Below are 24,120 nucleotides of genomic sequence, written 5' to 3' on the forward strand. Positions count from 1 at the left end.
GGGCAGCAGCGCAGTCGTTCGCGCCGCACCGGGCCTAGTGCTGATCATCCTCGGATGCAGCGCGAAACGTGTGCTTTTCGGTCGACCTAGCCGAGGACGTGCTCCGCATATCGCGCGACAGCGAGGACGAGGTCGTCCGAGTGACGGGGGCCGATGATCTGCAGACCCACCGGCAGACCCGCAGCGGTGCGGCCTACCGGGATGCTGATCGCCGGCTGCTGCGTCAGGTTGAACGGGTAGGTGAACGGGGTCCACTGCGGCCAGCTGGTGAAGTCGCTGCCCGGCGGGACGTCGAAACCTGCCTCGAAAGCCGGAATCGGGACGGTGGGTGTGAGCAGGACGTTGTGCGTCAGGTGGAATTTGCCCATCGTGATGCCGATGTCCGCGGCGACCGCGCGAGCGTCGAGATAGTCGACGGCGCTGAACTTCTCGCCCCGCTCCCAGATCTTGCCGAGCCCCGGGTCGACCTTGTCGCGCGCACCCTCCGGGAAGTTCTTCAACATGGCCGCGGCCCCGGACGCCCACAGCAGCTCGAAGGCCTCGATCGGATCGCTGAAGCCGGGGTCGGCGGTGGTGACCGGCAGACCCGCGGCGTCGAGGGCCTGCACGGCTCGGTCGACGATCGCCCGAACCTCCGGATCGACGGTCACATAGCCGAGCGTGGGGGAGTACGCGACGCCGAGTCCGACCACGTCGCGGCCGATCTCGCCGCGGAAGGTGGTCGGGAACGGGGCGAGCGATGTCGGGTCGCGCGGGTCCGGCAGCGACAGGATGTCCATCAGCAGTGCCGCATCCTCGACCGTGCGGGTGAGGGGGCCGGCATGCGCCAGCGGTCCGAACGGGCTCGCCGGGAACAGCGGGATGCGACCGTGGGTGGGTTTGAACCCGACGACGCCGCAGAACGAGGCGGGGATGCGCACACTGCCGCCGCCGTCCGTGCCGACGGAGCAGGGACCGAGACCCGCCGCGACCGCGGCGGCGCTGCCGCCCGAAGATCCACCGGCCGTCTTGGTCGGGTCGGCAGGGTTGCGGGTGATCCCGCACAGGGCGCTGTCGGTCACGGCCTTCCAGGCGATCTCGGGGGTCGTGGTCTTGCCGAGGAACACCATGCCGTCCTCGCGGAGTCGGGCGGCCACGGGACTGTCGACGTTCCACGGCTGGTCCTCGTCGACGGCCTGTGAACCCCGGAGTGTCGGCCAGCCGTCGGTGAGGAAGATGTCCTTGATCGAGATCGGAACGCCGTCGAGCAGTCCCTTGGAGTAGCCGGTGTTCCAGCGCTCCTCGGACTTCCGGGCCTGCGCGAGCGCCCGCTCCTCGTCGACGAGGCAGTAGGAATTGATGGTGCGGTCGCGTTCGGTGATGGCGTCGAGCATCGCCTGCGTCGCTTCCACCGGCGAAAGTTCTCCGGACGAGTAGGCCGTGACCAGTTCGACGGCGGTCATGTCGGTGGGATTCATGAGAACTCCTTCAGCCTGGACGTTCGGGCCCTGTCTTCATCGGCTCGGTACGTACCCGAGGTGCTTGTCAACTACGTTCTCGAGCGGGTACCCCGTAACCCAGCGTTCGAAATTGTCGGTGAACACGGTAACGAGGTCATCTCGCCAGCCGGCGAAGTCGCCCGAATTGTGGGGTGTGATCGAGACGTTCGGCATGTCCCAGAGTGGATGGCCGGCGGGGAGCGGTTCCGTGTCGAACACGTCGAGCGCGGCGCCCGCGATCGTCCCCGCGCGGAGCGCGGTGACGAGGTCGTCGGTGCGGACGAGCTCACCGCGTCCGACGTTGACGAACCGGGCGCCTGGCTTCATCGCGGCGAATGTCGAGTCGCGGAACAGGTGGCGGGTCTGCTCGGTGAGCGGTGCCACCGCGATCACGTAGTCGGCGACGGCGAGCTGCTTCGGGAGATCTTCCGTTGCGGTGACCGACCCGAAGTCGGGATCGGCGTTGCGGGCGTTGCGACCGGATCCGCTGACGTTCATCCCCGCCGCGCGGAGAAGCCGGGCGATCGCGCGGCCGATGGGACCGGTGCCGACAATCAGGGCGGTGCGGCCCGCGATCCGCTCGGATTCCCGGTGCTGCCACGTGTGGGACTGCTGCAGGCGGAGCGAGCCCGGCAGGTCCTTTGCGAACGAGAGGACCTGGGCGAGCACGTACTCGGCGATCGCCCCGTCGAACACGCCCCGTGAGTTGGTGATCGTGACGTCGCTGTCGCGGGCCTCGGGGAACATGACGGGATCGACGCCGGCCGCGGCGATGTGCAGCCACTGCAGGGAGCCGGCGGCGTGCCAAGCTCCAGGCACCGCGTCGGTGAGGAAGTCGTAGAGGAACAGCACGTCGGCGCCGTCGAGGGCATCGCTCAGCCCCGCCTTGCCGGTGTAGCGAACTTCGGCACGGGCCGCGACGGGTGCCATGAGTTCGTCGCTCGGCAGGACCTGGGCATGTAGCACCGCGACGATCGGGTTCCGACTCACGTTGACACCGTATGAGTAACTCGTATGATTGTCAACAATCTGAAAAGGCTCGGGCGCGGCCGAAACGAAGGTGAGGCCTGGTGTTGGAACTGAACATTCCCGAATTCGAGGGGCCTATCGCGCAACGGGGAATCGGCATCATCGCCCCGTTCGACCTGGCGCTCGAACGAGAACTGTGGCGATGGGCTCCCCTCGAGGTGAGCCTCCATCTGGCGCGCACGCCGTACGAACCCGTGCCCGTCAGTCTGGAGATGGCCGAACTCGTGTCCGAGCGAAGACACCTCATGGCGGCGACGCGCGACGTCCTGCACGTCGAGCCCGAGGTCGTGGCCTATCTGTGCACGTCGGGAAGCTTCATCAAAGGGCTCGACTACGAGCGAACCCTGTGCGACGCGATCTGCGAGGCAGGCGCCCAGCACGCGATCACCACGTCCGGCGCGCTGGTCGAGGCGATCGAACACCTCGATCTGAGCAGGCTGTCGGTGATCACGCCCTACGACGCCCCCCTGACCGAACGGCTGCATGCGTTCCTGCACGAGGCGGGCACCGAGGTGGTTCGCTCCGATCACCTCGGGCTCGGCGGTGGCATCTGGAAGGTCAACTACCGCACGATCGCCGAGCGGATCATCGCCGCGGACGACCCCAGGTCGGAGGCGATCTTCGTCAGCTGTACGAATCTGCCGACCTACGACGTCATCGCCCCGCTCGAGCAGGAACTCGGCAAACCGGTCCTCACCGCCAACCAGCTCACGATCTGGGCCTGTCTCGGCCGGATGAAGCTCCCCATGACGGGCCCCGGCAAGTGGCTCCGCAACGTCTTCTGACATCACCCCTCACGACTCGGAAAGAGGAGAACGCATGACGAGCACGCCGACCCCCACAGTGGGATTCATCTACCCCGATCACGCCGCCGAGGACGACTACCCCTTCGCCGCGGAGATGCTCGGAGTGGATCTGCCGGTCGTGCACATCTATGGCACCGACCTTCACGCCGTGCCCGAACTGCTCGACCTCGGGAGCCCGGAGAAGCTCGCAGGCGGTGCCGCGCTCCTCGCCGAGGAGAAGCCGGACGCCGTCGTGTGGGCGTGCACCTCGGGCAGCTTCGTCTACGGCCCCGACGGGGCGAAGCAGCAGGCCGAGACGCTCGCCGCGGCCACCGGTGTACCCACGTCCAGCACCAGTTTCGCGTTCGTCCACGCCCTGCACGCGCTGGGGATCACCCGCGTCGCGGTGGCCGCCAGCTACCCGGAGGACGTCGCGAAGCTGTTCGTCGAGTTCCTCGCCGCCGCCGGCATCGAGGTGCTGTCGATGTCGAGTGCGGGAATCGACACCGCGGCCGAGGTCGGTCTGCTCAGCCCGGAATCCGTGGTGGAACTCGCGGTGGAGAACGACCACCCGGACGCCGAAGCCCTGCTCATCCCCGACACGGCCATGAGGACGCTGGGTGCGCTGAGTACTCTCGAGCAGCGCCTCGGCAAGCCGGTCCTCACGGCAAACCAGGTGACCATCTGGGAAGGCCTGCGTCTTGCGGGCCACACGGCGGTGAACCCGTCGTTAGGAACCTTGTTCGAGAAAGGCCACAGTCATGGCTCTGACTGACCTGGAACCCGTCAGTCGTCAATCGACTGCCGAATTCATCGCGGACCGCCTGCGGATCGCCATCATGAAGGGGGCGCTCGAACCCGGTGCACAGCTGGGCGAGGCGGAACTGGCCGCGCATTTCCAGGTCTCGCGCGGACCCCTGCGCGAAGCCATGCAGAGGCTCGTGTCCGAGGGCATACTGCACAGCATCCGTCATCGCGGGATCTTCGTGACGGAGCTGACCCTCGACGACGTCGTCGACGTGTACCGCAGCCGCTCGGTCATCGAGCGCGGGGCTCTCGAAATGATTCTCGACGACGGCCGCCGGGAAGCCACGTACCTGGCGCTCGAACCCACCGTGCTCGTGATGCAGGCCGCGGCCGAGCGCGGCGACGCCGCCGCCGTCTCGGACGCCGACCAGCAGTTCCATCAGATCCTGGTGGAGAGTTCGGAGAGCCCCCGGCTCATTCGGGCGGCGCGGACACTGCTGATCGAGACCCGGATGTGCCTGGGTGCGTTGCAGACCACCTACGACGACATCCGCGAGCAGGCGCAGGAACACGCGACCCTGCGCGAGGCGATCCGATCGGGTACAGCTGGAGAGGTGCAGAAACTGCTCGCCGAACACCTGGACGACGCCGTCCAGCGGCTCCGCGCCGACCAGAAGACCCTGTCGTCGTAGCGACAGTCAAGTAGAGGGTAAGTGCCGAGGAGGGACAATGACCCAGGTAACTGAGGTTCAGGGACACACCAACCGCCACGATCGCTACCCGACTCGGATCGCCGCCGAGCCGTCCATGCTCCCACGGAGCGAACCCGCAGTGTGGGGCACACCCGCCGACGGGCCGTTCGATTCGTCGGCACTTGCCGGACACGAGTCGCGCGGCTTCACGATCATCGACAACTTTCTGAACGCGGGCGACGTGATGTCGTGCCGGGAGGAACTCGACCGGCTGTCCCGGGACCCGGCGATGCGCGACAGCGGGCGCGTCATCACCGAACGCGGCACCGACGAGGTTCGTTCGGTCTTCGATGTGCACCGGCGCAGCGACGCGGTCGCCGCGCTGATCCGCGACAGCAGGATTCTCGACCGCGCGCGGCAACTCCTCGGCTCCGACGTCTACATCCATCAGAGCCGGATCAACTCGATGCCCGGTTTCAAGGGCACCGGCTTCTACTGGCACTCGGACTTCGAGACCTGGCACGCCGAGGACGGTCTTCCCGTCCCGCGGGCTGTCAGCTGCTCGATCACGCTCACCGAGAACTACCCGTTCAACGGGTCGTTGATGGTGATGCCCGGTTCGCACAAGCGGTTTGTCCAGTGCGTCGGTGCCACCCCCGACGACAACTACATGTCGTCTCTCGTCGCGCAGGAGGTCGGGGTTCCGCGTCGCGAGGACGTGACGCGGATGGCGGCGGAGTTCGGGATCGACCAGTTCACCGGTGCCGCAGGCACCGCGCTGTGGTTCGACTCGAACGTCATGCACGGGTCGGGCAACAACATCACGCCCTACCCGCGGTCGAACCTGTTCCTCGTGTTCAACAGCGTTGAGAACACCCTCGTCGAGCCGTTCGCCGCCCCTCGTCCGCGGCCGGAATACATCGCGTCACGCGACTTCACCCCGCTGTCCTGACGTGAGTGGCAAGGAGTGCTCCGGCACGCCTTGGCACTCACCTATGCTGGGAACTCGTGTAGGGCTCGGGCGAGGTGGGCGAGCTCGGGAATGTCGGCGGCCCGATCGAGCGCCGCTTCCAGCGTGGCGTCGTGGGTGGGGCGCGCCTCGTCCAGTGCGGCCCGGCCCGCGGGTGTGAGCTCGGTGTAGATGCCGCGACGGTCGTCGTCGCACAGAATGCGGGTGAGCAGTCCGCGGTTCTCCAGACGGTTCACCAGCCGGGTGGTGGCGCTGCTGCTCAGCGCCGCCGCGCGGGCGAGTTGCGCCATGCGCATGTGCCAGCCGTCCTGACGGCTGAGTGCGTCGAGCACCGTGTACTCGACCACCGAGAGATCGTGCCCGCGCTGTAGGGCGCGCTCGAGCTCCGCCTCGAGCAGCCCGTGCAGGGCCGCGAGCGTGCGCCATCCCTGCGACCGGATCTCGACGGCGTCGTCAGCGACTGCCATGGGCCACCTCCTGTGGATACGACTGCAAGGTCAGAATACCAGCTTGCGCACATAGCAGGCGTGTGCAACTATTTATGGCGCGCCTGCAACTAATGCAGACGCGGTATTCGAGCTAGCGCTCTTATCTCCCAGTCTGTACGAAAGGAGTGGCTGCGATGCCACTGGGTCTGCTCGCCCTCGCAATGGGCGGCTTCGGGATCGGTCTCACCGAATTCGTCATCATGGGATTGCTGCCGGAGGTGTCGGCCGATTTCCAGGTGAGCGAGTCGGTGGCCGGCTACCTCATCTCCGGCTACGCCCTCTCCGTCGCCATCGGGGCGATCGTCATCACCGCAGCCGTCACCCGCTTCGACCGCAAACGCGTGCTCCAGGCGCTGATGGTGCTGTTCATCGGCGGCAATCTGCTGTCGGCGCTGGCCCCGACGTATGAGGTCATGATGGGCGGACGCGTCCTCGCAGCCCTGTGCCACGGCGCGTTCTTCGGCATCGGCTCGGTCCTCGCCGCCGACCTCGTGCCCGCGAGCAAGCGGGCAGGCGCGATCGCGACGATGTTCGCGGGACTGACCATCGCCAACGTTCTCGGCGTCCCGTTCGGCACGTTCCTCGGCCAGCAGTTCGGCTGGCGCTCCACGTTCTGGGCCATCACCGTCATCGGCGTCGTGGCGCTGATCGGCATCGCAACGCTGGTGCCGTCCGTGTCCCGTCCGGCGGGCGCACCGGAATCCGGCGGTCTGCGCACCGAACTGCAGGCCTTCCGGTCTCCGCAGGTGTGGTTCTCGATCGCCGTCACCATCCTCGGATTCGGCGGCATGTTCGGTGCGTTCACGTACATCGCGTTCACCCTCACCGAGGTCGGCGGATTCGCGTCGACAAGCGTCCCGTGGCTACTCGTGCTCTTCGGCGGCGGTCTGTTCGTCGGCAACGTCCTCGGTGGCCGGGCCGCCGACAAGGCACTCACCCGCACGCTGATCACGATCCTCGCCGTGCTCACCGTCGTGCTCGTCGTGTTCGCGCTCACCGCGGGGAGCAAGCCGATGACGATCGTAGCCCTGTTCTTCATGGGCGCCTTCGGTTTCGCGACCGTCCCCGGGCTGCAGATGCGGATCATGAATTACGCGGCACAGGCGCCGACGATGGCGTCCGGCGCGAACATCGCCGCCTTCAACGTGGGCAATGCACTCGGGGCCTGGCTCGGCGGCATCACCATCGCAGCGGGACTCGGCTTCACGTCGCCGATCTGGATGGGTGCCGCACTGACCGTGGGGGCGCTCGCCGTTCTCGTCCTCGCCACCGCCCTCGACCGTCGGTCGAAAGATGAGTCGGTGGAGGAGGATCCGGCGGTGGTATCGGTCTAGCGTCAGCGCGGCCGCGTCGCGTCGCCCGCTGCGCGCGTGATGGTGGCGATCGTGTTGTCGTTCTGGCTGGTGGCGTAGGCCTTCGTGCCGTCGGCGGAGACCGCGACGCCACCGGCACTGCCGCCGACGGCGAGCGACGTCACCTCGGCGTTGGTGCCCGGATCGAAGACCGTGACGGACCCACCCTCGGAGTCGATGACGTATAGCGTGTTTCCGTCCCCGGTCACCGCGGCGCCGCCCATTATCCCGTCGACGCCGAACGTGGCGGTCACTGTGTTGGTGGCGGCGTCGATCACCGACATCTCCGCGCCGCTCCGCACGTAGGCCCGGTCGTTCGTCGCCGTCACGGCACTGGGGTGGGAGGCGACGGGAATCGTGTCGACGACGGTCGTCGTGGCCGTGTCGATCACTGTCACCGTGTTGTCGGAGGAGTTGGTGACGTACACGTGCGTGCCGTTGGCCGCGAGCTGGATGGGGAAGGCGCCGACCGGAACCGTGGCGGTCACCGTGTTCGTGGCGGTGTCGATCACGGAGACGGTGCTCTCGACGCCGTTCGTGACGTAGACGTGGGCCCCGTCGGCGGATACCGCGACCGCCAAGGCGAATTCGCCGACCGGGATCGTGGCCGCCACCGTGGTGGTGGCGGTATCGATCACGGACACCGTCCGGTCGGCGGTGTTCACGACGAACACCCGCGCACCGTTCGGGGTGACGGCGATCCCGGTGGGTCCGCCGCCCACCGGGACGGTGGCGGTGACGACGTTCGTCGCGGTGTCGATGACGGAGACGCTGTTGGCCCCGGAGTTCGTGGCGTACGTGACGGCGCCGTTGGGTGCGACCGCCACCTGCATCGGCGTCTGCCCGACGGGGACGGTGGCGGTGACGGCGTACGTCGGCGCCGCGCCGGCGGTGGTGGCCAGCAGCCCGAGCGTGGCGGCGCCGATCGTCAGGACGGTCGAAGTGCGGGCGAACATCACCGTCGTAGTGTCTCTCGCACGCAGGCCGCCGTCGGGGATGTCGGCAAGATCACGTGGCAGGCTCGGCGAGTCCCCCCGCGTTCGCGGTCTCGCGTGTTCGCCGCGCCAGCTCGCTGAGGCGACGAGCACGCGCGATCTCGGCCGGAGTGAACGGCTCGTCCGCCGGCCGCACGAAGACGAGCGGCTCGCCCTCGCCCGACGGGATCGCGACGGACGCCGCCGTGGCCGGATGGTCGCTCACGCGCGAATCGACGTACTGGGCGCCGAGAAGCTCCGCGATCGACAGGGGCAGTTCGGACGGATCGGCCGCCACCCGCGACGCCAACGTCAGCGCCTTCGTCTGTCCGTCGATCAGCGCGAGCGCAGACGCCGGCCAGATGCCCACACTGCGGCCGCCCCCGGCCCGGACGGCATGCGACAGCGCCTCCGGTGACGTCCCCCGGTCCGCGCCGACGATCAACTCGTCGAGCGAACCGCCGTCCAGGTGATGGACGTGCACGGTCAGGATGTTGGCATCCAGCTTCGCGAGGTTGCGCGCCAGCGACTCGAGCTGTCCCGGTTGGTCGCTCACCCGGACACGGATACGCCAGAGTGACTGCCCGGTCGGGAGATCGCCGTGCCTGCCGTTGGGCGGACCGTGCAGCCAGCCACCGAGCAGTCTCATCGCCGACGGCTCCACCACCCAGATCACCAACACCGTGGTACTGACGGTCAGGACCGTGACGGTCATCAGATAGGAGACGTGGAAATGAATGACCAAGGCGTGGAGCACTAGTTCGACGGGAAATACGGCGCACAGTTTCGCGAGCGCCAGGCGGAGACGGCGGGGGTGCGGAAGCCGACCGCACGCCTCGCACGCGTTGACATGAACTCCGGGTTCTCTCGCGGCATCGTTCATGCACCCACTGTCGTCCGGAAGTATTGCCGAGTAGTTTCATCGCACGGTCGGTGGTGTGACGGATGATCGTGAAATCCGTTGGGGTGCAACGTCTATGTGGTGGGCGAGACACCGCGGCCCCGCTTGTGAGCGGGGGCACGTCGAGAGCTATCCGACCTCGAATTCGGTCGACGTCCCGGTGAACGCGGTGATCGTGCCTGCCGCGTCGCGGCTGTTGCCGAAGTGCTGCACACGGTAGCGCCCACCGGGTGTTCCGTCCGGGACGTCCCACGTGATGCGCGCGACCGACTGGTTCGGCCCGGTGCGCGTCCAGCGGTACTTGGTCGACCAGTCGCCGTCGTCGGCGTGACGCACCCAGCCGTCGCCGCCCCGGCGCTGGATCTCGAGGAACGTGCCACGTCGGCGCGGGTCGTTCCGGGGATGGCCGGTGACGAACTCGGCCGCGATCTGTTCGCCCGCCGACGCTTTCGCGGCGGGCTGGGTCAGCACGTCGCCGAAGACGCGGCCTGCGGGCGGTTCGTCGCGGTCGATGCCCGGACCGAGATAGGGCTGGAACTGCGACACGTCGCGGGGTGCCGGGCCGCGGGGAACGTCGCGACCGGTGCGCAAAGCGTCCGCAAGAGCCGCGAATCCCTGCTGGTACGCGGGCAGTGTGTATCGGCCGAACAGGGTCGAGCCGCCCTCGTACTGCTGCGCGTCGTACTCCTGCGGGGTGGTGCAGTAACTCGCGTACGAGTTGGCGTAACCCTGGAAGATCACGTTATCCAGCGGGACGTCGAGTCTGTCGGCGACGGTGCGGCGGATCCGCAGCCCGGACACGATCGTGAATTCCGCTGGGCCGCCCACGACGTACACCCCACCGATGCGGAGGATCTGGATTTTCAGCACGTGCGGAACCCACCCGTCGGGTGGCAGCAGACCGACGGCCACGAGCACGAGTTTCGGGGCCTGCGCATCCTGCAGCCACTGCGGGATCGGCGCGTCCATCCCACCGAGTGCGTCGACGAGCGGATTGGTGGTGCCCTCCGGGAAGATCGGGATGGCCGGACCGTCCTCGGTGCTGCCCGCGCTCATGGCGGCGCCGACACACGCGGGGGACGTCCGGCAGGTGCGGCCGTCGGGGGTGAATTCGCCGCCGACCTCCTGATTGGCCATGTCGAGGTACATGATTCGGCTGTCCACGCCGCCGGTGAGGGTCTCCGACGCCGACTCCCACGCCGTGCGTGCTGCCGCGACCTGCCGCTGCCCGATGATGCGGGTGTTCTCGAACTCGTCGTCGGTGGGACCGTGGCCGGGCCGGAGATCGAGGTTGGGGGACATGTCGCCGGTGTTCGTCTGCGGGAACGCGGCGACGAAATGCGGCTTCTGGTCGTCGAGGTAACGAACACCCTCGTGGTCGTGCTCCCAGAAGTAGGCGGCCGCGCCCTTGTTGTCACCGGAGATCAGATGGTTCGTGTCGGTGAGCGAAGCGCCGTGGGTCGGGAACCAGTTGATCGCCCCGACGTCTCTGCCGCCCTGCGTGATTCGCAGGACCCGCATCGACGTGTCGATACCCAGGGGATAGTAGTCCCGGTCCTCGGCGGGGTTGCGGTCGAAGGCGATCCGCGAACGGTTGACGCTGGCATCGGTGAGTTCGCTGCGGCCGTACGACACTGAACCGGGGGCGAGGGAATCGTGCGCGGCGGTGATCGCCTCGACGATGCCACCGACCTCGGCGTCGAACACCTGACGGTTGTGGCCGAGCACGGCGAGGTTGTAGGCGTAGTCGTGGGACGCGCCGCCGCACGCCGCGTGGGAGTGCACCGCCGTGAGCATGACGTTCCGCTCGGTGTACAGGTCGCCGTGGAGTTCCGCGAGCCGGGCGAGTACGGCGTCGTGAACGGACTGGAAGATCATGCACACGTCGACGCACACGTAGACCACGCGCTGCCTGTCGGGCTCGGCGAACACGAACGCCCGCGCACGAGTCCGCTGATGCAGTCCCTCGGCGCGCTGCTCGAAACTGGAGTACCCCATCATCCCGACGTCGGCGACCGGCCCGGTGGCATCGGAAATGCCGACACCGACGAGGAATTCGCCGTCGCCGTCGGTCGCGGGTTCTGCGGCCGCCGTCCCGGAACCGAGCGCGGCGAACGCCGGAGTCAGGGCCGCCCCCGCGAGCACGCTGCGTCGTCTGATCTGCACTACCGATCGTCCTTTCGGCGGCCGCCCCCCGGGGGTGCCACGAATTGGTCAAGCGTCCAGAACCGTAGCCGGTATTGGACCCCAGTTCGGTAATCGGCGCAACCCCCCACGTGCGTGCGGTCAGACGGGCCGCGCGTCCCCGAACATCATCTTCAATTCGGGGATCGAGGACGTGAGGAGTGCCCGTTTCGGAAGTCCCAGCGACCGCAATTCGTCCGCGATCGGGTGGCTGCCCAGTTTCAGCTCCGCGCCTCCGGGCCGGGAGCGGACCCCGGTCGGGTTCATGTCCCAGGTGGTGAACCGGGTGAGTTCGTCGAGGTGCGAATAGGCGGCGAGCGACGTGCCGGCCCCCGAACCCGGCACCGCGATGCCCGGTTTGACGCTCAACTGGGCGATCAGCCGGCCGTCCCGGCTCACCGAACCGCGCTTGACGGAACCGGTGTGGTCGACGTCGAAATCGGCCAGGACCTTCGGGAAGCCCCAGATGCCGCGACCGGCGGCCAGGGTGAAGTCGCCGTCGACGGGCAGTTGATGGATCAGCGCCCCCGCCCGGCCCCGGGCCAGCGCCTTCAGGTCCCGGCGGACCGAGGTGCCGTCGGCCCGAGGGTCGCGGACGAGGAGCACAACCCCGAATTCGTTGTACGGGCCGAGGTCGCCGTCCACGTAGTCGACGAACACGAGCACGCAGATGCCGCGTCCGGGCCGGAACTGCAGGATCTCCAGTCCGGAGTAGTCGATCAGCGACTGGGCGGCGGCGGTCGGCACCGAATACACGGCCATGAACGCCGACGCGGCCCGGATCTGCACGGGCATGTCGACCTGCTTGCCGAGAACCTGATGCGACGTCACGGCGCGACCACCCCGCGCAGGCCGTCGGCGCCGAACATGGGCTCGAACATCGACGTGAAGTCGGGCCCGCGACGCAACATCTGGCCGCCGTCGACGTTGATGATCTGCCCCGTGATCCAGGTGGAGTCGGGGCCGAGGAGGAACTTGGCGAGCGCGGCGATGTCGGTGACCTCGCCGATCCGTGCGATCGGGGTGTTGGCCATGTAGTCGTCGAGGACGGGTCCGCCGTCGGTGATGAGCGCGACGAGGTCGGTGCGGGTCAGGCCGGGGCGGATGCAGTTGACGCGGACGTTGCTGGCCCCGAGTTCGTCGGCGGCGAGTTGCGTCAGGTTGTCGACTCCCGCCTTGGACGGACCGTAGGCGCCGAACCAGCGGTGGGTGTTGCTGCTCGCGATCGAGGAGATTGTGACGATGGAGCCGCCGCCTCCGGCGACGAGCGCTCGGGCGGAATGCTTGATCGTCAGCATGGTGCCGGTGACGTTCAGGTCCACGGTCCGCCGCCACGCGTCGACGTCCAGCTGGGTCACGGGTCCCACCGTTTCGTTCCCGCCTGCGCACGTGACGACGCCGTCGAGTCGCCCGGTGCGCTCGCTCGCCCTGGCGACCGCGCGGATGACGTCGTCCTCGTTCGTGACGTCGGCGGTGATCGTGTCCACTGTCCCCGCGGGATTGTCGGCGGTGATCTGCTCCGCTGCGCGCGTCAGTTTCTCTTCGCTGCGACCACAGATCGTGACGTGGACGCCCTCGGCCGCCAGGGCGGTGGCGACGCCCAGTCCGATGCCACTGCCGCCGCCGGTGACGAGTACGGACGTCTTCGCGAGCCCGCTGCTGCCGTCGTGGGTAACCACGTCCACCTCCAGGTAATAGAACTCGTGTCAATTCTCGAGCCGAAAGGTCGTGAAACTTGCCGCTATACCACTGCGTCATAGTAAGAACACGTTCTATTATCAGGGCACGATTGGCGGGATTCAATGCTGAGGAGTACTCCGATGACGGACAGGCCGGAATTCGATCTGATCGACGGACGGTTCTACTCGGGCGAGCTCGGCGACCCGCGGCAGGATGCGCGCCCACGAACCGGTGTATCGCGCGGACGGGATTCTCGGCGCCGCATCGTACGAGGCCGTCCTGGCGGCCGAACGCAATCCGGAGTTGTTCTCCAACGCGGGCGGAATTCGGCCCGGGGTAGGCCCGCTGCCGCAGATGATCGACATGGACGACCCGCAGCACCTGCAGCATCGCCGACTCGTCAACGCCGGCTTCACCCGTAAGCAGGTGGAAGCGAAGATTGACCGGATCCGGGAGATCTGCGATCACCTCATCGACGCCGCGCGCGACAAGGGCGAAGTGGACTTCGTGCGCGATCTGGCCGCGCCGCTCCCCATGGCCGTCGTCGGTGACATGCTCGGCGTGCGGCCCGAGGAACGCGACACTTTCCTGCAATGGTCCGACGACCTGATGAACGCCCTCGGGAGCAACGCCACCCAGGAGGAACTCCAGGCACAGGCGAACGCCTACCTGGCATTCAACGAATTCACGCTCCGCACCATCGCGGAGCGGCGGAAGAATCCGACGGACGACCTCACCAGCATCCTCGTGCACAGCGAGATCGACGGTCACCGGCTCAGCGACCCGGACATCGTCGGCGAAACCCTGCTGATCCTGATCGGCGGCGACGAGACCACCCGGCACGTCCTCAGCGGCGGCATGGAACAGCTGATGCGTCACCACGACCAGCAACAGCGGCTCGTGAACGACCCCGACGGTATCCCGGCGGCCGTCGAGGAGATGCTGCGCTGGTCGTCGCCGATCAAGAACATGTGCCGCACGGTCACCCGCGACGTCGAATTCTTCGGAACCGACCTGCGCCAGGGCGAGAAAATGATGCTGCTGTTCGAATCCGCCAACTTCGACGAGTCGGTGTTCGCGCATCCCGAGGTGTTCGACATCGAACGGTCGCCGAACCCGCACGTCGCGTTCGGTTTCGGCACCCACTTCTGCCTCGGCAACCAACTCGCCCGGCTCGAAGCGAAGATCATGTTCGAGCAACTGCTGTCGCGGCTGCCGGGCATGGTGCTCGTCGACGACGGCCCGCTGCGGCGTCGTCCTGCCAACTTCGTGTCCGGGCTCGAGGAGATGCCGGTGAAGCTTTAGGCGCTCCGCGCCCGTGCGCCTTCTTGGTTGCTGGAACAGCCAAAAAGGCGCACGGGTGGCGGAGCCGCCTACTCCGGTGCGTCGATGTTCAACTCGTCCGGGTGGGCGCCGACACGGGTGCCGTCGTCCATCGTCTCGATCTCGCTGAGGTCCTGCTCGCTGAGCTCGAAATCGAACACGTCGATGTTTTCGCGGATCCGCGACTCGTGGACCGACTTGGGAATGACGATCAGCCCGCTCTGCAGGTGCCAGCGGATCAGCACCTGCGCGGCGCTCTTGCTGTGCCGGTCGCCGATGCGGGTGATGATCGGGTCGGTGAGCAGCGTGTTCGGCTTCGAGTCGTCACCCCACCCCGAGTTGCTGGTGCCACCGAGCGGGCTCCACGACTCGACGGCGATGCCGTGTTCGACGGCGAACGTCCGGATCTCCTGCTGCGCCAGATGCGGGTGCAACTCCACCTGGTCGACCGCCGGAACGACGCCGCCCCGGTCGATCAGCAACTGCAGGTGACGCGGTGCGAAATTGCACACACCGATCGCCTTCGCGCGACCGGACTCGGCGATCTTCTCCAGCGCATCCCACGTGCGGAGGATGCGGTCGTCGTCCTGCAGCGGCCAATGGATCAGGTACAGGTCGACATAATCGACGCCGAGTCGTCCGAGGCTGGCGTCGAACGCCTTCAACGCCGGTTCGTAGCCCTGATCCGCGTTCCACAACTTGGTGGTGAGAAAGATGTCTTCGCGGGCGACACCCGAGTTCGCGATACCGCGGCCCACCCCTTCCTCGTTGCCGTATGCGGCGGCGGTGTCGATGTGCCGGTAGCCCGCCTCGTCCAGGGCGAACCCGACGGCGTGTTCGGTCTGGTCGTTGTCCGCCTGCCAGACTCCCAAGCCGAGCTGCGGGAGGATGGTTCCGGAATTCAGCACGATGCTGGGTACTCGAGGACTCATGCTGTCCAGGCTATCGACTGCGGTGGGGTCGTGAGGGGTACATGCGCCGCCTGGCATCATGCGGAGGTGACGCAAATTCGGCTGTTGGCGACGGACCTCGACGGCACCCTGCTGCGGTCGGACCGCACGATCTCGCCGCGCACCGCGCAGGCCATGGAAGATGCGCGACTGTCGGGGGTCGAGGTGGTGTGGGCAACGGCCCGCGCCCGGCATTCGGTGCACGAGCTGGCGCAGTCGTGCGGATTCCGCGGCAAGGCGATCTGCGCGAACGGGGCGGTGGTCCTCGATCTGGCCGACGGAACCCCGGTGATCACGGCGACGACGTCCATCGCGATGGCGTCGGCCGCGGCGGCGATGGACCGGGTGCGGACGTTGATGCCCGGTGTCGTGTTCGCGAACATCGGCCCGACGCGCTTCGTCGCCGAACCGGCGTACGCGGCGTTGTGCGAGTTCGCCGACCACCACCGGCACCCGCACGAGATGACTTTGTCGGAACTGCTGCCCGACATCGACGAGCCGATGGTGAAGATCGTTGCCCGGCACCCGGAGGTTCCCAGCGCGGAGCTGTACCGGGCGGCGGTGGCGGCCGGGGTCGACGGCGTCGAGCTGACGCACTCCGGCGCGCCGTACGTCGAGATGGCGGCGTCCGGCGTGTCCAAGGCGAGTGCGCTCGCCGAGCTCTGCGCGGTCGACGGGATCTCGACGGAGGAGGTCGCCGTGGCCGGGGACGCCATCAACGACGTCCCGATGCTGACGTGGGCGGGCACGGCACTCTGCCCGTCCAACGCGCTGCCGGAAGTCCTCGCCCTCGCCGACCACGTCCTGCCCAGCAACGATGAAGACGGGGTCGCGAGCTACCTGGAGGGGCTGCGCCCGTGAGCCTTTTTGGTTGTTCCAGCTACCAGAAAGGCGCACGGGCGGCGGAGCCGCCTACAGCCCGGCGGCGGTGGCGAGCTCGGGCAGGTACTCGCGCGGCTGCCCGAAGAGCTGTGCACTCCCGTGCGCACGTTTGAAGTACAGCTGCGCGTCGTGTTCCCACGTGATCGCGATGCCGCCGTGCAGCTGGATGGCCTCCGCCGCGACGTGCTGCAGCGCCTCCGAGCAGTACACCTTCGCGATGACGGCGTCCTCGTGCGTCCCCGACAGCGCCGCGGCGTACGACATGGACCGGGCGGTCTCGACGAGGGCGTACATGTCGGCCATGCGGTGCTTGAGCGCCTGGAACGACCCGATCGCCCGGCCGAACTGCTTGCGCGACTTCGCGTACTCGACCGTCTGCTCCAGCGCCGCGGACGCCGCGCCCACCTGTTCCGCCGACAACGCGACGAGTGCGACCGTGCGCAACTGGTCGACGAGGTCGGTGGGGGAGACGAGCCTACGCGCCGCGACCCCGTCGAAGATCACCTCCGACAGCGGACGCGTCGGATCCATCGCCGGGACGCGACGACGCGTCACGCCGTCCGCCGCCGGGTCGACCTCGAACAGGCCTTCGGACGTGAGAACCAGCAGCACGTCCGCGACGTCACCGTCGAGCACGTACGACGCCGTCCCCGACAGCGCCTCGCCCGACGAAGTGACCCCGAAACCGGACCAGCCGTCCGCACCCGCCCAGCACAGCGCGGCCACCGAACCCGCCGCGATGCCGGACAGCAGTCGGGCGCACGCGTCGTCGTCCCCCGACAGCACCAGCGCCTGCGCGGCCAGCACGGCGCTGCCCAGCATCGGCGACGGCGTCAGCGTGCGGCCCAGTTCTTCCTGCACCACATGGACTTCCAGCAGCGACGCCCCGACGCCGTCGTACTTCTCCGGAACGGCGAGGGCGGCGACGCCGATCTGCTCGCACAACGTGGACCACAGGGCGTCGTCGTAACCGTGGTCGGTGGTGATCGCCCGGCGGACCGCGGCGGAGTCGGAGTGCTTACCCAGCAGATCCCTGACCGACGACCGGAGCGCCGCCCGCTCCTCGTTGTCGAAACTCATGACGCCTCCACGAGCGAGTCGACGACGCGGCCACGGTGAAACGCCGGCGTGCCCCAGGCCGTGACCAGTGCCCGGACCTTGGTGAGCCACAGCGACAGGTCGTGTTCCTGCGTGTAGCCGATGGCGCCGTGCACCTGCAGCGCCACCCGCGCCGCCCGGTACGCGGCATCCCCGCACGCCACCTTCGCCGCCGAGACGTCCCGGGAACTGTCGACGGACCCGTCCCGCACCGACAGCGCCGCACCGTGCAGCAACGGCCGCGACATCTCCAGCCCGACCGCGACCTCGGCCAGGTGATGTTTGATGGCCTGGAACTGTCCGATCACCCTGCCGAACTGCTTGCGCTGCTTGGCGTAGTCGGTGGTGACGTCGAGCATAGTCTGCCCGAGTCCCTGCAACTGGGCGGCGATGGCCAACGCCCCGAGGTCGAACACGGGCGTGAAGTCGACGTCGCCGAGGGCGACCCCGGCGGTGAGGGGGAACAGCCGTCGCGACTGATCCACCGAGTTCTGCACCACCCCGGCCTGTCCGAGGCTCACCGTCGCACCATCGACGAGCAGGACCAGATCGGCTGAGTCCGCATCCACGGCGAACGGCACGTGCGGCGCGGCCGCGACTGTGGCGAGCGAACCGGATGCCAACGCCGCCAACCGGTCCGGGGCCACCTGCGCGAGCAGGGCCGGCACGACCGCGACGGTCTCGGCCACGGGGCCGGGAACGGCATGGCGGCCGAGTTGTTCGACGGCCACGACGAGGTCGACGGCGTCGGCGCCCAGTCCGTCGTGCTCGTCCGCGATGAGCAGTCCGTTGACTCCGGTCTCGGCGAGGCGCTGCCACACCTTCAGACCCGGACCCGTGTCACCGGTGTTCCACGACCGGATCACCGCCGGCATGTCCGCCTTCGACAGCAAGGCGTCGATGCTGGACGCGAAGTCCTGATGGGAGGAGTCGAGTGTGAATCTCATCGATCCGCCTTCGGTAGGCCGAGCAGCCGCTCGGCGATCACGTTCTTCTGAATCTCGTTGGTGCCGGCATAGATCGGACCGGACAGGGAGAACAGGTAGCCGTCCATCCAGTTGTCCGCGAGCTCCGCCGAGGCGCCCTGAAGTTCGAGTGCGGTCTCGTGGGTGGCGATGTCCCACTCCGACCAGAACACCTTGTTGATCGACGATTCGGCGCCCAGCTGCCCGCCGTCGGCGAGCCGGGTGACGGTGCCGAACGTGTTCAGCTGGTAGGCGCGTGCGCCGATCCAGGCGTCGGCGACCTTGTTTCGCAAGGCCGCGTCGTCGGTGCGGCCGCTGTCCCGGAACAGTTCGACGAGCCGGTCGACCGTCGCGAGAAAACGGCCCGGGCTGCGCAGCGACAGTCCGCGTTCGTTGGACGCGGTGCTCATCGCCACGCGCCAGCCTTCGTTCACGCCGCCGATCACTCCGGACTCGCCGGGGTTCGCGGGGTCGTCCGGGACGAAGACGTCCTCGAGGAAGATCTCCGCGAAACCGGGCTCGCCGTCCAGCTGATCGATCGGGCGCACGGTCACACCCGTCGAGCGCAGGTCGAACATGAAGTAGGTGATGCCCTTGTGCCGCTGGGCGTCCGGGTCGGATCGGAACAGCCCGAAACCCCAGTCCGCGAAGCTCGCCCGCGAACTCCACGTCTTCTGCCCGTTCAGCACCCAGCCGCCGTCGACGCGCCGGGCGGTGGAGCGGAGCGACGCGAGGTCGCTACCCGACTCCGGCTCCGACCAGGCCTGCGCCCAGATGTCGTCGGCGCGGGCCATCCGCGGCATGATGCGGGCCAACTGCTCGGCATTCGCGTGCTCGAACAGTGTCGGGGCGAGCAGGAAGATGCCGTTCTGGCTGACGCGTCCGGGCGCACCCGAGCGGTAATATTCCTCCTCGAACACCACCCATTCCAGCAGCGACGCGTCGCGTCCGCCCAGTTCCTCCGGCCACGACACCACCGACAGCCGGGCGTCGGCGAGAGTGCGTTCCCACTCGCGGTGCGCTTCGAAACCCTCCGCGGTATCCATCGACGGCAGCGGCTCGGCGGGAACGTTGTCGCGCAGGAAGGTCCGCACCTCCTCGCGGAATGCGACGGTGGCGGCGTCGAACTCGAGATCCACTTACTTCGCCCCTTCGTTCGAGTTGCGCGCACTGGCCGCCATCGACTTGGCATCCATGCCGCCGAGCGGATCGGTGTCGATCTCGGCGTTGTGCGCGTGCGCGAAGTGGTGGAGACCGAAGACGGAGTCCATGCCGTTCCGCATGCCCATCTGGTCCTCGCACTGGTTGACGGCCTTCTTGGTGAGCGCGAGACCGAACCGGGGCATGGCGGCGATGCGTCCGGCGATGGCAAGGGTCTCCTGCTCCAGGTCCTCGCGCGGCACGACGCGGTTGACCATGCCCACCTCGTAAGCGCGCTGCGCGGTGAACCGGTCGCCGGTGAAGAGGATTTCCTTCGCGAACCGCGGTCCGAGCATCCACGGGTGCGCGAAGTACTCGACTCCCGGAATGCCCATACGCACGACCGGATCGGAGAAGAACGCGTCGTCCGACGCCACGATGAGGTCGCACACCCACGCCAGCATCAGGCCGCCGGCGATACACGCGCCCTGGATCATCGCGATGGTCGGCTTCGGGATCTCGCGCCAGCGACGGCACATCCCGAGATAGACCTCCATCTCGCGGGCGAACCGCTGGTCGCCACCCGGCTTGTCGACGTGGTCCCACCACATCACGGCCTTGTTGTCGTACTGCACGTGATGGTCCCGGCCCGGGGTCCCGATGTCGTGCCCGGCGCTGAAGTGCTTTCCGTTGCCGGCGAGGACGATCACCTTCACGTCATCATCCTCGACGGCCCGCTCGAACGCGGCGTCGAGGGCGTACGTCATCACCGAGTTCTGGGCGTTGCGGTAGTCGGGGCGGTTGAGCGTCACGAATGCGACACCGTCACGCATCTCGTAGGTGACGACGTCACCCTCGTCCGGAACCGTCATTTCTTCTCCTCACGCAGAACGTTTTTCATGACCTTCCCGGAGGGGTTCCGGGGGAGGGAGTCCACGAAGCGCACCGACCGGGGCACCTTGAAGTTGGCGAGTCGCTCCTTGCAGAACGCGACCACGTCGTCCTCGGCGAGCGTCGAGCCCGGCTTGGCGACCACGTAGGCCCGCCCGACCTCGCCCATCCGCTCGTCGGGAACGCCGATGACGGCAGACTCCGCGACGCCGTCGAGTCGGGCAAGAGCGTTCTCCACCTCAGCGGGATACACGTTGAAACCGCCGGAGATGTACATGTCCTTGAGGCGGTCGGTGATGTCGACGTAACCGCGGTCGTCCAGGGTCCCGACGTCGCCGGTGTGCAGCCAGCCGTCCGCATCGATGGTCTTGGCGGTCGATTCGGGGTCGTCGAGGTAACCGAGCATCACGTTCTCGCCGCGCACCAGGATCTCGCTCTTGTCGCCGATCCGGACCTCCATCCCGGGGATGGCGCGACCCGACGTGGTCGACACGGTCACCGGGTCGTCGTCGGTCCGGCACATCGTGACCACCACCGCCTCCGTCTGACCGTAGGCGGTGAGGACGGCGTCGAAGCTCAGCTCCGACTGCATCCGTTCCACCAGTGCGACCGGAACCGCGGCCGCGCCCGTGATCGCGACCCGCAGGCTGGACAGGTCGTACTTCGGGCGGTCCGGGTGGTCGAGGATCGATTGGAAGATCGTGGGGGCGCCGGGGAGCACGGTGATCTGCTCGTCGTGCACGGTCGCCATCACCTTCGGAACGTCGAACACCGCCATCGGCACTACCGTCGCCCCGTTCAGCAGGCACACCAGGAACCCCGCCTTGTACCCGAAGGTGTGGAAGAACGGGTTGATGATCAGGTAGTTGTCGTCGGAGGTCACCTCGGCGCACTCTCCCCACGCCTGCGCGATGCCCACCGACTGCCGGTGCGCACTCATCACGCCCTTGCTGCGGCCCGTCGTGCCCGACGTGAACATGACGTCGGAGACGTCGTCGGGGGAGACGGCGGCCGCGCGGGCGTCGGCCTCGGCGCGCGTGTCCTCGCCGGCGAGGGCGAGGAAGTCGTCGAAGTCGAAGACGCCGGGAACCTCGACGTCGCCGCCGTCGACCGGAACCCGGACGACGGTCGGCAGGTCGAGGGTGCTCGACTCGTCGCGCAGCGCCGCGTACCGGTCGGTGCCGAGGAATTTGCCCGCGACCACCAATGCGGTGGTCTTGGTGCGCTCGAGAATGTCGAGGGCCTCGGTGGCCGTGTACCGGGTGTTGATCGGGACGAGAGTCGCGCCGGCGTAGTGGATGCCGAGCGCCGCGACCACCCAGTGATACGTGTTGGGCGACCACACCGCGACGTGATCGCCGGGGCGCACGTCCTGTGAGCTGAGTGCTGCGGCGAAATCGCGGACACGGTCGTGCAGTTGTGTGAAGGTCAGACGGACATCGCCGTCCGCCACGGCTGTGAGCTCGCCGAATTCGCGTGCGGCCCGTTTCAGGGCGGACGGAGTGGTTGTCGGTTGTTCGGTCACTGGGCTCCCTACCTACCTAGCAAGTGCTTGGTAGGTTATCTTACAGACGTGGACCAGAGCGAGAGCCCGGACGGGCTGATCACCGACGACGACTTTGCGCAGACCGTCAGGACGTGGCTGAACGACAACCTCACCGGCGACTTCGCCCGGCTGAAAGGCAAAGGCGGCCCCGGCAGCGAGCACGAGTTCTTCGAGGAACGGCTCGCCTGGGACCGTCATCTCGCCGCGGCGGGATGGACCTGCCTCGGCTGGCCGACAGAGCACGGCGGGCGCGGAGCCACGCTGGCGCAACAGGTGGTGTTCCATCAGGAGTATGCGAAGTCGGGGGCGCCGGCGCGGGTCAGCCACGTCGGCGAGGAACTGCTCGGGCCGACGCTCATCGCCTTCGGTACCGAGGAACAGAAGCGCCGCTTCCTTCCCGGGATCAACACCGTGACCGAACTGTGGGCGCAGGGCTACTCCGAGCCGGGCGCCGGTTCCGACCTCGCCAACGTCGCGACCACCGCACGCCGCGACGGCGACAAGTGGGTGATCAACGGGCAGAAGGTCTGGACGTCCCTCGCGCACGTCGCCCAGTGGGCGTTCGTCCTCTGCCGCACCGAACCGGGATCCAAGCGGCACCAGGGCCTGAGCTTCCTGCTCGTCCCGCTCGACCAGCCCGGCGTCACGGTCCGGCCCATCCAGCAGTTGACCGGCACGTCCGAGTTCAACGAGGTGTTCTTCGACGACGCCGTCACCGACGCGGATCTGGTGGTCGGGGAGCCGGGGGACGGCTGGCGGGTCGCGATGGGTCTGCTCACCTTCGAGCGCGGCGTGTCCACGCTCGGGCAGCAGATCGGGTTCGCCCGCGAACTGCAGGGCGTCGTCGACCTCGCGAAGGCCAACGGTGCGGCGACCGACCCGAACATCCGCGAGAGGATCGCCCGCGCATGGGTCGGGCTGCGGGTGATGCGGGCACACGCCCTGCGCACCCTGGAAGCGGTCGACGCCGGGACCTCCGGCGCGGAGGCGTCCGTCGCGAAGCTGTTGTGGGCCAACTGGCACCGCGATCTCGGTCAGCTGGCCATGGACGTGCAGGGCGCGGCGTCGCTGCTCGCCCCGGCCGATCCGTCGTCCGACGTCACGGACCCCGAACATCTGGAACTGGGCGATTGGCAGCGACTGTTCCTGTTCACCCGCGCCGACACCATCTACGGCGGATCCAACGAGATCCAGCGCAACATCATCTCCGAGCGCGTGCTCGGACTTCCCCGAGAGGCCCGTTCATGACTACTACTCCGCTCGCCACCGCGCCCGTCGAGACTCCGGGGCATGACCTGTTGAAAGGCAAGAAGGTCGTCGTCACCGCCGCGGCGGGCACCGGCATCGGATTCGCGTCCGCGCGACGCGCCCTGCTCGAGGGCGCCGACGTGCTGGTGTCCGACTGGCACGAGCGTCGACTTCTCGAGACCAAGGAGAAACTGGCCGCCGAGTTCCCCGGTCAGGCGGTCGAAGCGCTGACGTGCGACGTGTCCAGCACGGAGCAGGTGGACGCTCTGATCTCCGGCGCCGCCGGCGCGCTGGGCAGGATCGACGTCCTCGTCAACAACGCCGGACTCGGCGGCGAGACCCCGCTCGTCGACATGACGGACGAGGAGTGGGACCGCGTCCTCGACATCACCCTGAACGGAACGTTCCGGGCCACCCGCGCCGCACTGCGCTACTTCAAGGAGGCCCCGCACAACGGCGTACTGGTCAACAACGCGTCCGTCCTCGGGTGGCGGGCGCAGCACTCGCAGGCGCACTACGCGGCCGCGAAGGCCGGCGTCATGGCCCTGACCCGGTGCAGTGCGATCGAGGCCGCCGAGTACGGCGTCCGGATCAACGCCGTCGCGCCGTCCATCGCACGGCACGCATTCCTCGCGAAGGTGACCAGCGAGGAACTCCTCGACAAGCTGGCGTCCGACGAGGCGTTCGGCCGTGCCGCCGAGGTGTGGGAAATCGCCGCCACCATCGCCATGCTCGCCAGCGACTACACCACCTACCTCACCGGTGAGGTCGTGTCGGTCTCGTCGCAGAGGGCGTAG

At 67.9% G+C, this 24,120-nt stretch carries 22 protein-coding genes and 1 pseudogene; 9 read left to right on the forward strand and 14 right to left on the reverse strand.

Annotated elements, in window-relative coordinates:
* Positions 1-86: 86 nt before the first annotated feature.
* Both FND50_RS05005 and FND50_RS05010 read right to left on the reverse strand, forming a co-directional pair.
* Positions 87-1,457, reverse strand: a complete 1,371-nt coding sequence (locus FND50_RS05005; RefSeq protein ID WP_007300835.1) for an amidase — start codon at positions 1,455-1,457, stop codon at positions 87-89.
* A 36-nt stretch (positions 1,458-1,493) separates the two neighbouring features.
* Positions 1,494-2,468 (reverse strand): D-2-hydroxyacid dehydrogenase, encoded by a 975-nt coding sequence (locus FND50_RS05010; protein ID WP_144284953.1) that lies wholly within the window; start codon positions 2,466-2,468, stop codon positions 1,494-1,496.
* Between the two features lie 80 nt (positions 2,469-2,548).
* On the opposite strand from FND50_RS05010, the gene FND50_RS05015 reads away from it, so the two are divergent.
* The 4 genes from FND50_RS05015 to thpD are packed head-to-tail and all read left to right on the forward strand — an operon-like array spanning position 2,549 to position 5,683.
* The gene (locus tag FND50_RS05015; RefSeq protein ID WP_144284954.1) at positions 2,549-3,292 is read left to right on the forward strand and encodes an Asp/Glu/hydantoin racemase; all 744 of its coding nucleotides are present in this window, start codon (positions 2,549-2,551) and stop codon (positions 3,290-3,292) included.
* Between the two features lie 34 nt (positions 3,293-3,326).
* Entirely contained in the window at positions 3,327-4,067 is a 741-nt protein-coding gene (locus tag FND50_RS05020; RefSeq protein ID WP_005254470.1) for a hypothetical protein, read from the forward strand.
* Entirely contained in the window at positions 4,054-4,731 is a 678-nt protein-coding gene (locus FND50_RS05025) for a GntR family transcriptional regulator (RefSeq protein ID WP_005572088.1), read from the forward strand. Before FND50_RS05020 ends, FND50_RS05025 begins: the two co-directional genes overlap by 14 nt.
* 37 nt (positions 4,732-4,768) lie before the next feature.
* Positions 4,769-5,683, forward strand: coding sequence for an ectoine hydroxylase (gene thpD, locus FND50_RS05030; RefSeq protein ID WP_144284955.1), 915 nt, complete (start codon positions 4,769-4,771; stop codon positions 5,681-5,683).
* A gap of 41 nt (positions 5,684-5,724) precedes the next feature.
* Here thpD and FND50_RS05035 read toward each other — a convergent pair whose 3' ends face one another.
* Positions 5,725-6,168, reverse strand: a complete 444-nt coding sequence (locus tag FND50_RS05035) for a MarR family winged helix-turn-helix transcriptional regulator (RefSeq protein WP_005254473.1) — start codon at positions 6,166-6,168, stop codon at positions 5,725-5,727.
* Positions 6,169-6,323: 155 nt separating this feature from the next.
* Here FND50_RS05035 and FND50_RS05040 point away from each other — a divergent pair, with 155 nt between their 5' ends.
* Complete coding sequence (locus FND50_RS05040; protein ID WP_144284956.1) at positions 6,324-7,523, forward strand: MFS transporter; 1,200 nt, start codon at positions 6,324-6,326, stop codon at positions 7,521-7,523.
* 2 nt (positions 7,524-7,525) lie between these two features.
* Here FND50_RS05040 and FND50_RS05045 read toward each other — a convergent pair whose 3' ends face one another.
* The 5 genes from FND50_RS05045 to FND50_RS05065 all read right to left on the reverse strand — a co-directional run bounded on the left by FND50_RS05045 (position 7,526) and on the right by FND50_RS05065 (position 13,279).
* Entirely contained in the window at positions 7,526-8,497 is a 972-nt protein-coding gene (locus FND50_RS05045) for a beta-propeller fold lactonase family protein (RefSeq protein ID WP_144288974.1), read from the reverse strand.
* Between the two features lie 52 nt (positions 8,498-8,549).
* Complete coding sequence (locus FND50_RS05050; RefSeq protein ID WP_144284957.1) at positions 8,550-9,398, reverse strand: amino acid-binding protein; 849 nt, start codon at positions 9,396-9,398, stop codon at positions 8,550-8,552.
* A gap of 147 nt (positions 9,399-9,545) precedes the next feature.
* Complete coding sequence (locus tag FND50_RS05055) at positions 9,546-11,582, reverse strand: neutral/alkaline ceramidase (protein WP_144284958.1); 2,037 nt, start codon at positions 11,580-11,582, stop codon at positions 9,546-9,548.
* A gap of 120 nt (positions 11,583-11,702) precedes the next feature.
* Positions 11,703-12,431, reverse strand: coding sequence for an acetoacetate decarboxylase family protein (locus FND50_RS05060; protein ID WP_144284959.1), 729 nt, complete (start codon positions 12,429-12,431; stop codon positions 11,703-11,705).
* Positions 12,428-13,279: an SDR family oxidoreductase gene (locus FND50_RS05065; RefSeq protein WP_186301237.1), complete on the reverse strand. Its 852-nt coding sequence runs from the start codon at positions 13,277-13,279 to the stop codon at positions 12,428-12,430. Before FND50_RS05065 ends, FND50_RS05060 begins: the two co-directional genes overlap by 4 nt.
* 141 nt (positions 13,280-13,420) lie before the next feature.
* Here FND50_RS05065 and FND50_RS05070 point away from each other — a divergent pair.
* A pseudogene (locus FND50_RS05070) lies at positions 13,421-14,585 on the forward strand (cytochrome P450).
* 68 nt (positions 14,586-14,653) lie between these two features.
* On the opposite strand, the gene FND50_RS05075 reads toward FND50_RS05070, so the two are convergent.
* Complete coding sequence (locus tag FND50_RS05075) at positions 14,654-15,535, reverse strand: aldo/keto reductase (protein ID WP_144284961.1); 882 nt, start codon at positions 15,533-15,535, stop codon at positions 14,654-14,656.
* A 66-nt stretch (positions 15,536-15,601) separates the two neighbouring features.
* On the opposite strand from FND50_RS05075, the gene FND50_RS05080 reads away from it, so the two are divergent.
* The gene (locus FND50_RS05080; RefSeq protein ID WP_144284962.1) at positions 15,602-16,414 is read left to right on the forward strand and encodes an HAD family hydrolase; all 813 of its coding nucleotides are present in this window, start codon (positions 15,602-15,604) and stop codon (positions 16,412-16,414) included.
* A 51-nt stretch (positions 16,415-16,465) separates the two neighbouring features.
* Here the strand turns inward: FND50_RS05080 and FND50_RS05085 are convergent, their stop codons facing one another.
* The 5 genes from FND50_RS05085 to fadD3 are packed head-to-tail and all read right to left on the reverse strand — an operon-like array spanning position 16,466 to position 22,054.
* The gene (locus FND50_RS05085; RefSeq protein ID WP_144284963.1) at positions 16,466-17,515 is read right to left on the reverse strand and encodes an acyl-CoA dehydrogenase family protein; all 1,050 of its coding nucleotides are present in this window, start codon (positions 17,513-17,515) and stop codon (positions 16,466-16,468) included.
* A complete protein-coding gene (locus tag FND50_RS05090; RefSeq protein ID WP_144284964.1) occupies positions 17,512-18,480 on the reverse strand; it encodes an acyl-CoA dehydrogenase family protein in 969 nt (322 codons plus the stop codon). The genes FND50_RS05085 and FND50_RS05090 overlap by 4 nt, the downstream gene beginning before the upstream one ends.
* Complete coding sequence (locus FND50_RS05095; RefSeq protein WP_144284965.1) at positions 18,477-19,637, reverse strand: acyl-CoA dehydrogenase family protein; 1,161 nt, start codon at positions 19,635-19,637, stop codon at positions 18,477-18,479. The genes FND50_RS05090 and FND50_RS05095 overlap by 4 nt, the downstream gene beginning before the upstream one ends.
* A complete protein-coding gene (locus FND50_RS05100; protein ID WP_144284966.1) occupies positions 19,638-20,510 on the reverse strand; it encodes an enoyl-CoA hydratase in 873 nt (290 codons plus the stop codon). It lies immediately after the preceding gene.
* Positions 20,507-22,054: a 3-[(3aS,4S,7aS)-7a-methyl-1,5-dioxo-octahydro-1H-inden-4-yl]propanoyl:CoA ligase gene (gene fadD3 / locus FND50_RS05105; protein WP_144284967.1), complete on the reverse strand. Its 1,548-nt coding sequence runs from the start codon at positions 22,052-22,054 to the stop codon at positions 20,507-20,509. The genes FND50_RS05100 and fadD3 overlap by 4 nt, the downstream gene beginning before the upstream one ends.
* A gap of 48 nt (positions 22,055-22,102) precedes the next feature.
* Between fadD3 and FND50_RS05110 the strand changes: the two genes are divergently transcribed.
* Both FND50_RS05110 and FND50_RS05115 read left to right on the forward strand, forming a co-directional pair.
* The gene (locus FND50_RS05110) at positions 22,103-23,323 is read left to right on the forward strand and encodes an acyl-CoA dehydrogenase family protein (protein WP_144284968.1); all 1,221 of its coding nucleotides are present in this window, start codon (positions 22,103-22,105) and stop codon (positions 23,321-23,323) included.
* Positions 23,320-24,120: an SDR family oxidoreductase gene (locus FND50_RS05115; RefSeq protein ID WP_144284969.1), complete on the forward strand. Its 801-nt coding sequence runs from the start codon at positions 23,320-23,322 to the stop codon at positions 24,118-24,120. The genes FND50_RS05110 and FND50_RS05115 overlap by 4 nt, the downstream gene beginning before the upstream one ends.

Source organism: Rhodococcus sp. WB9 (genome assembly GCF_007558985.1).
GTDB lineage: Bacteria > Actinomycetota > Actinomycetes > Mycobacteriales > Mycobacteriaceae > Rhodococcus_F > Rhodococcus_F opacus.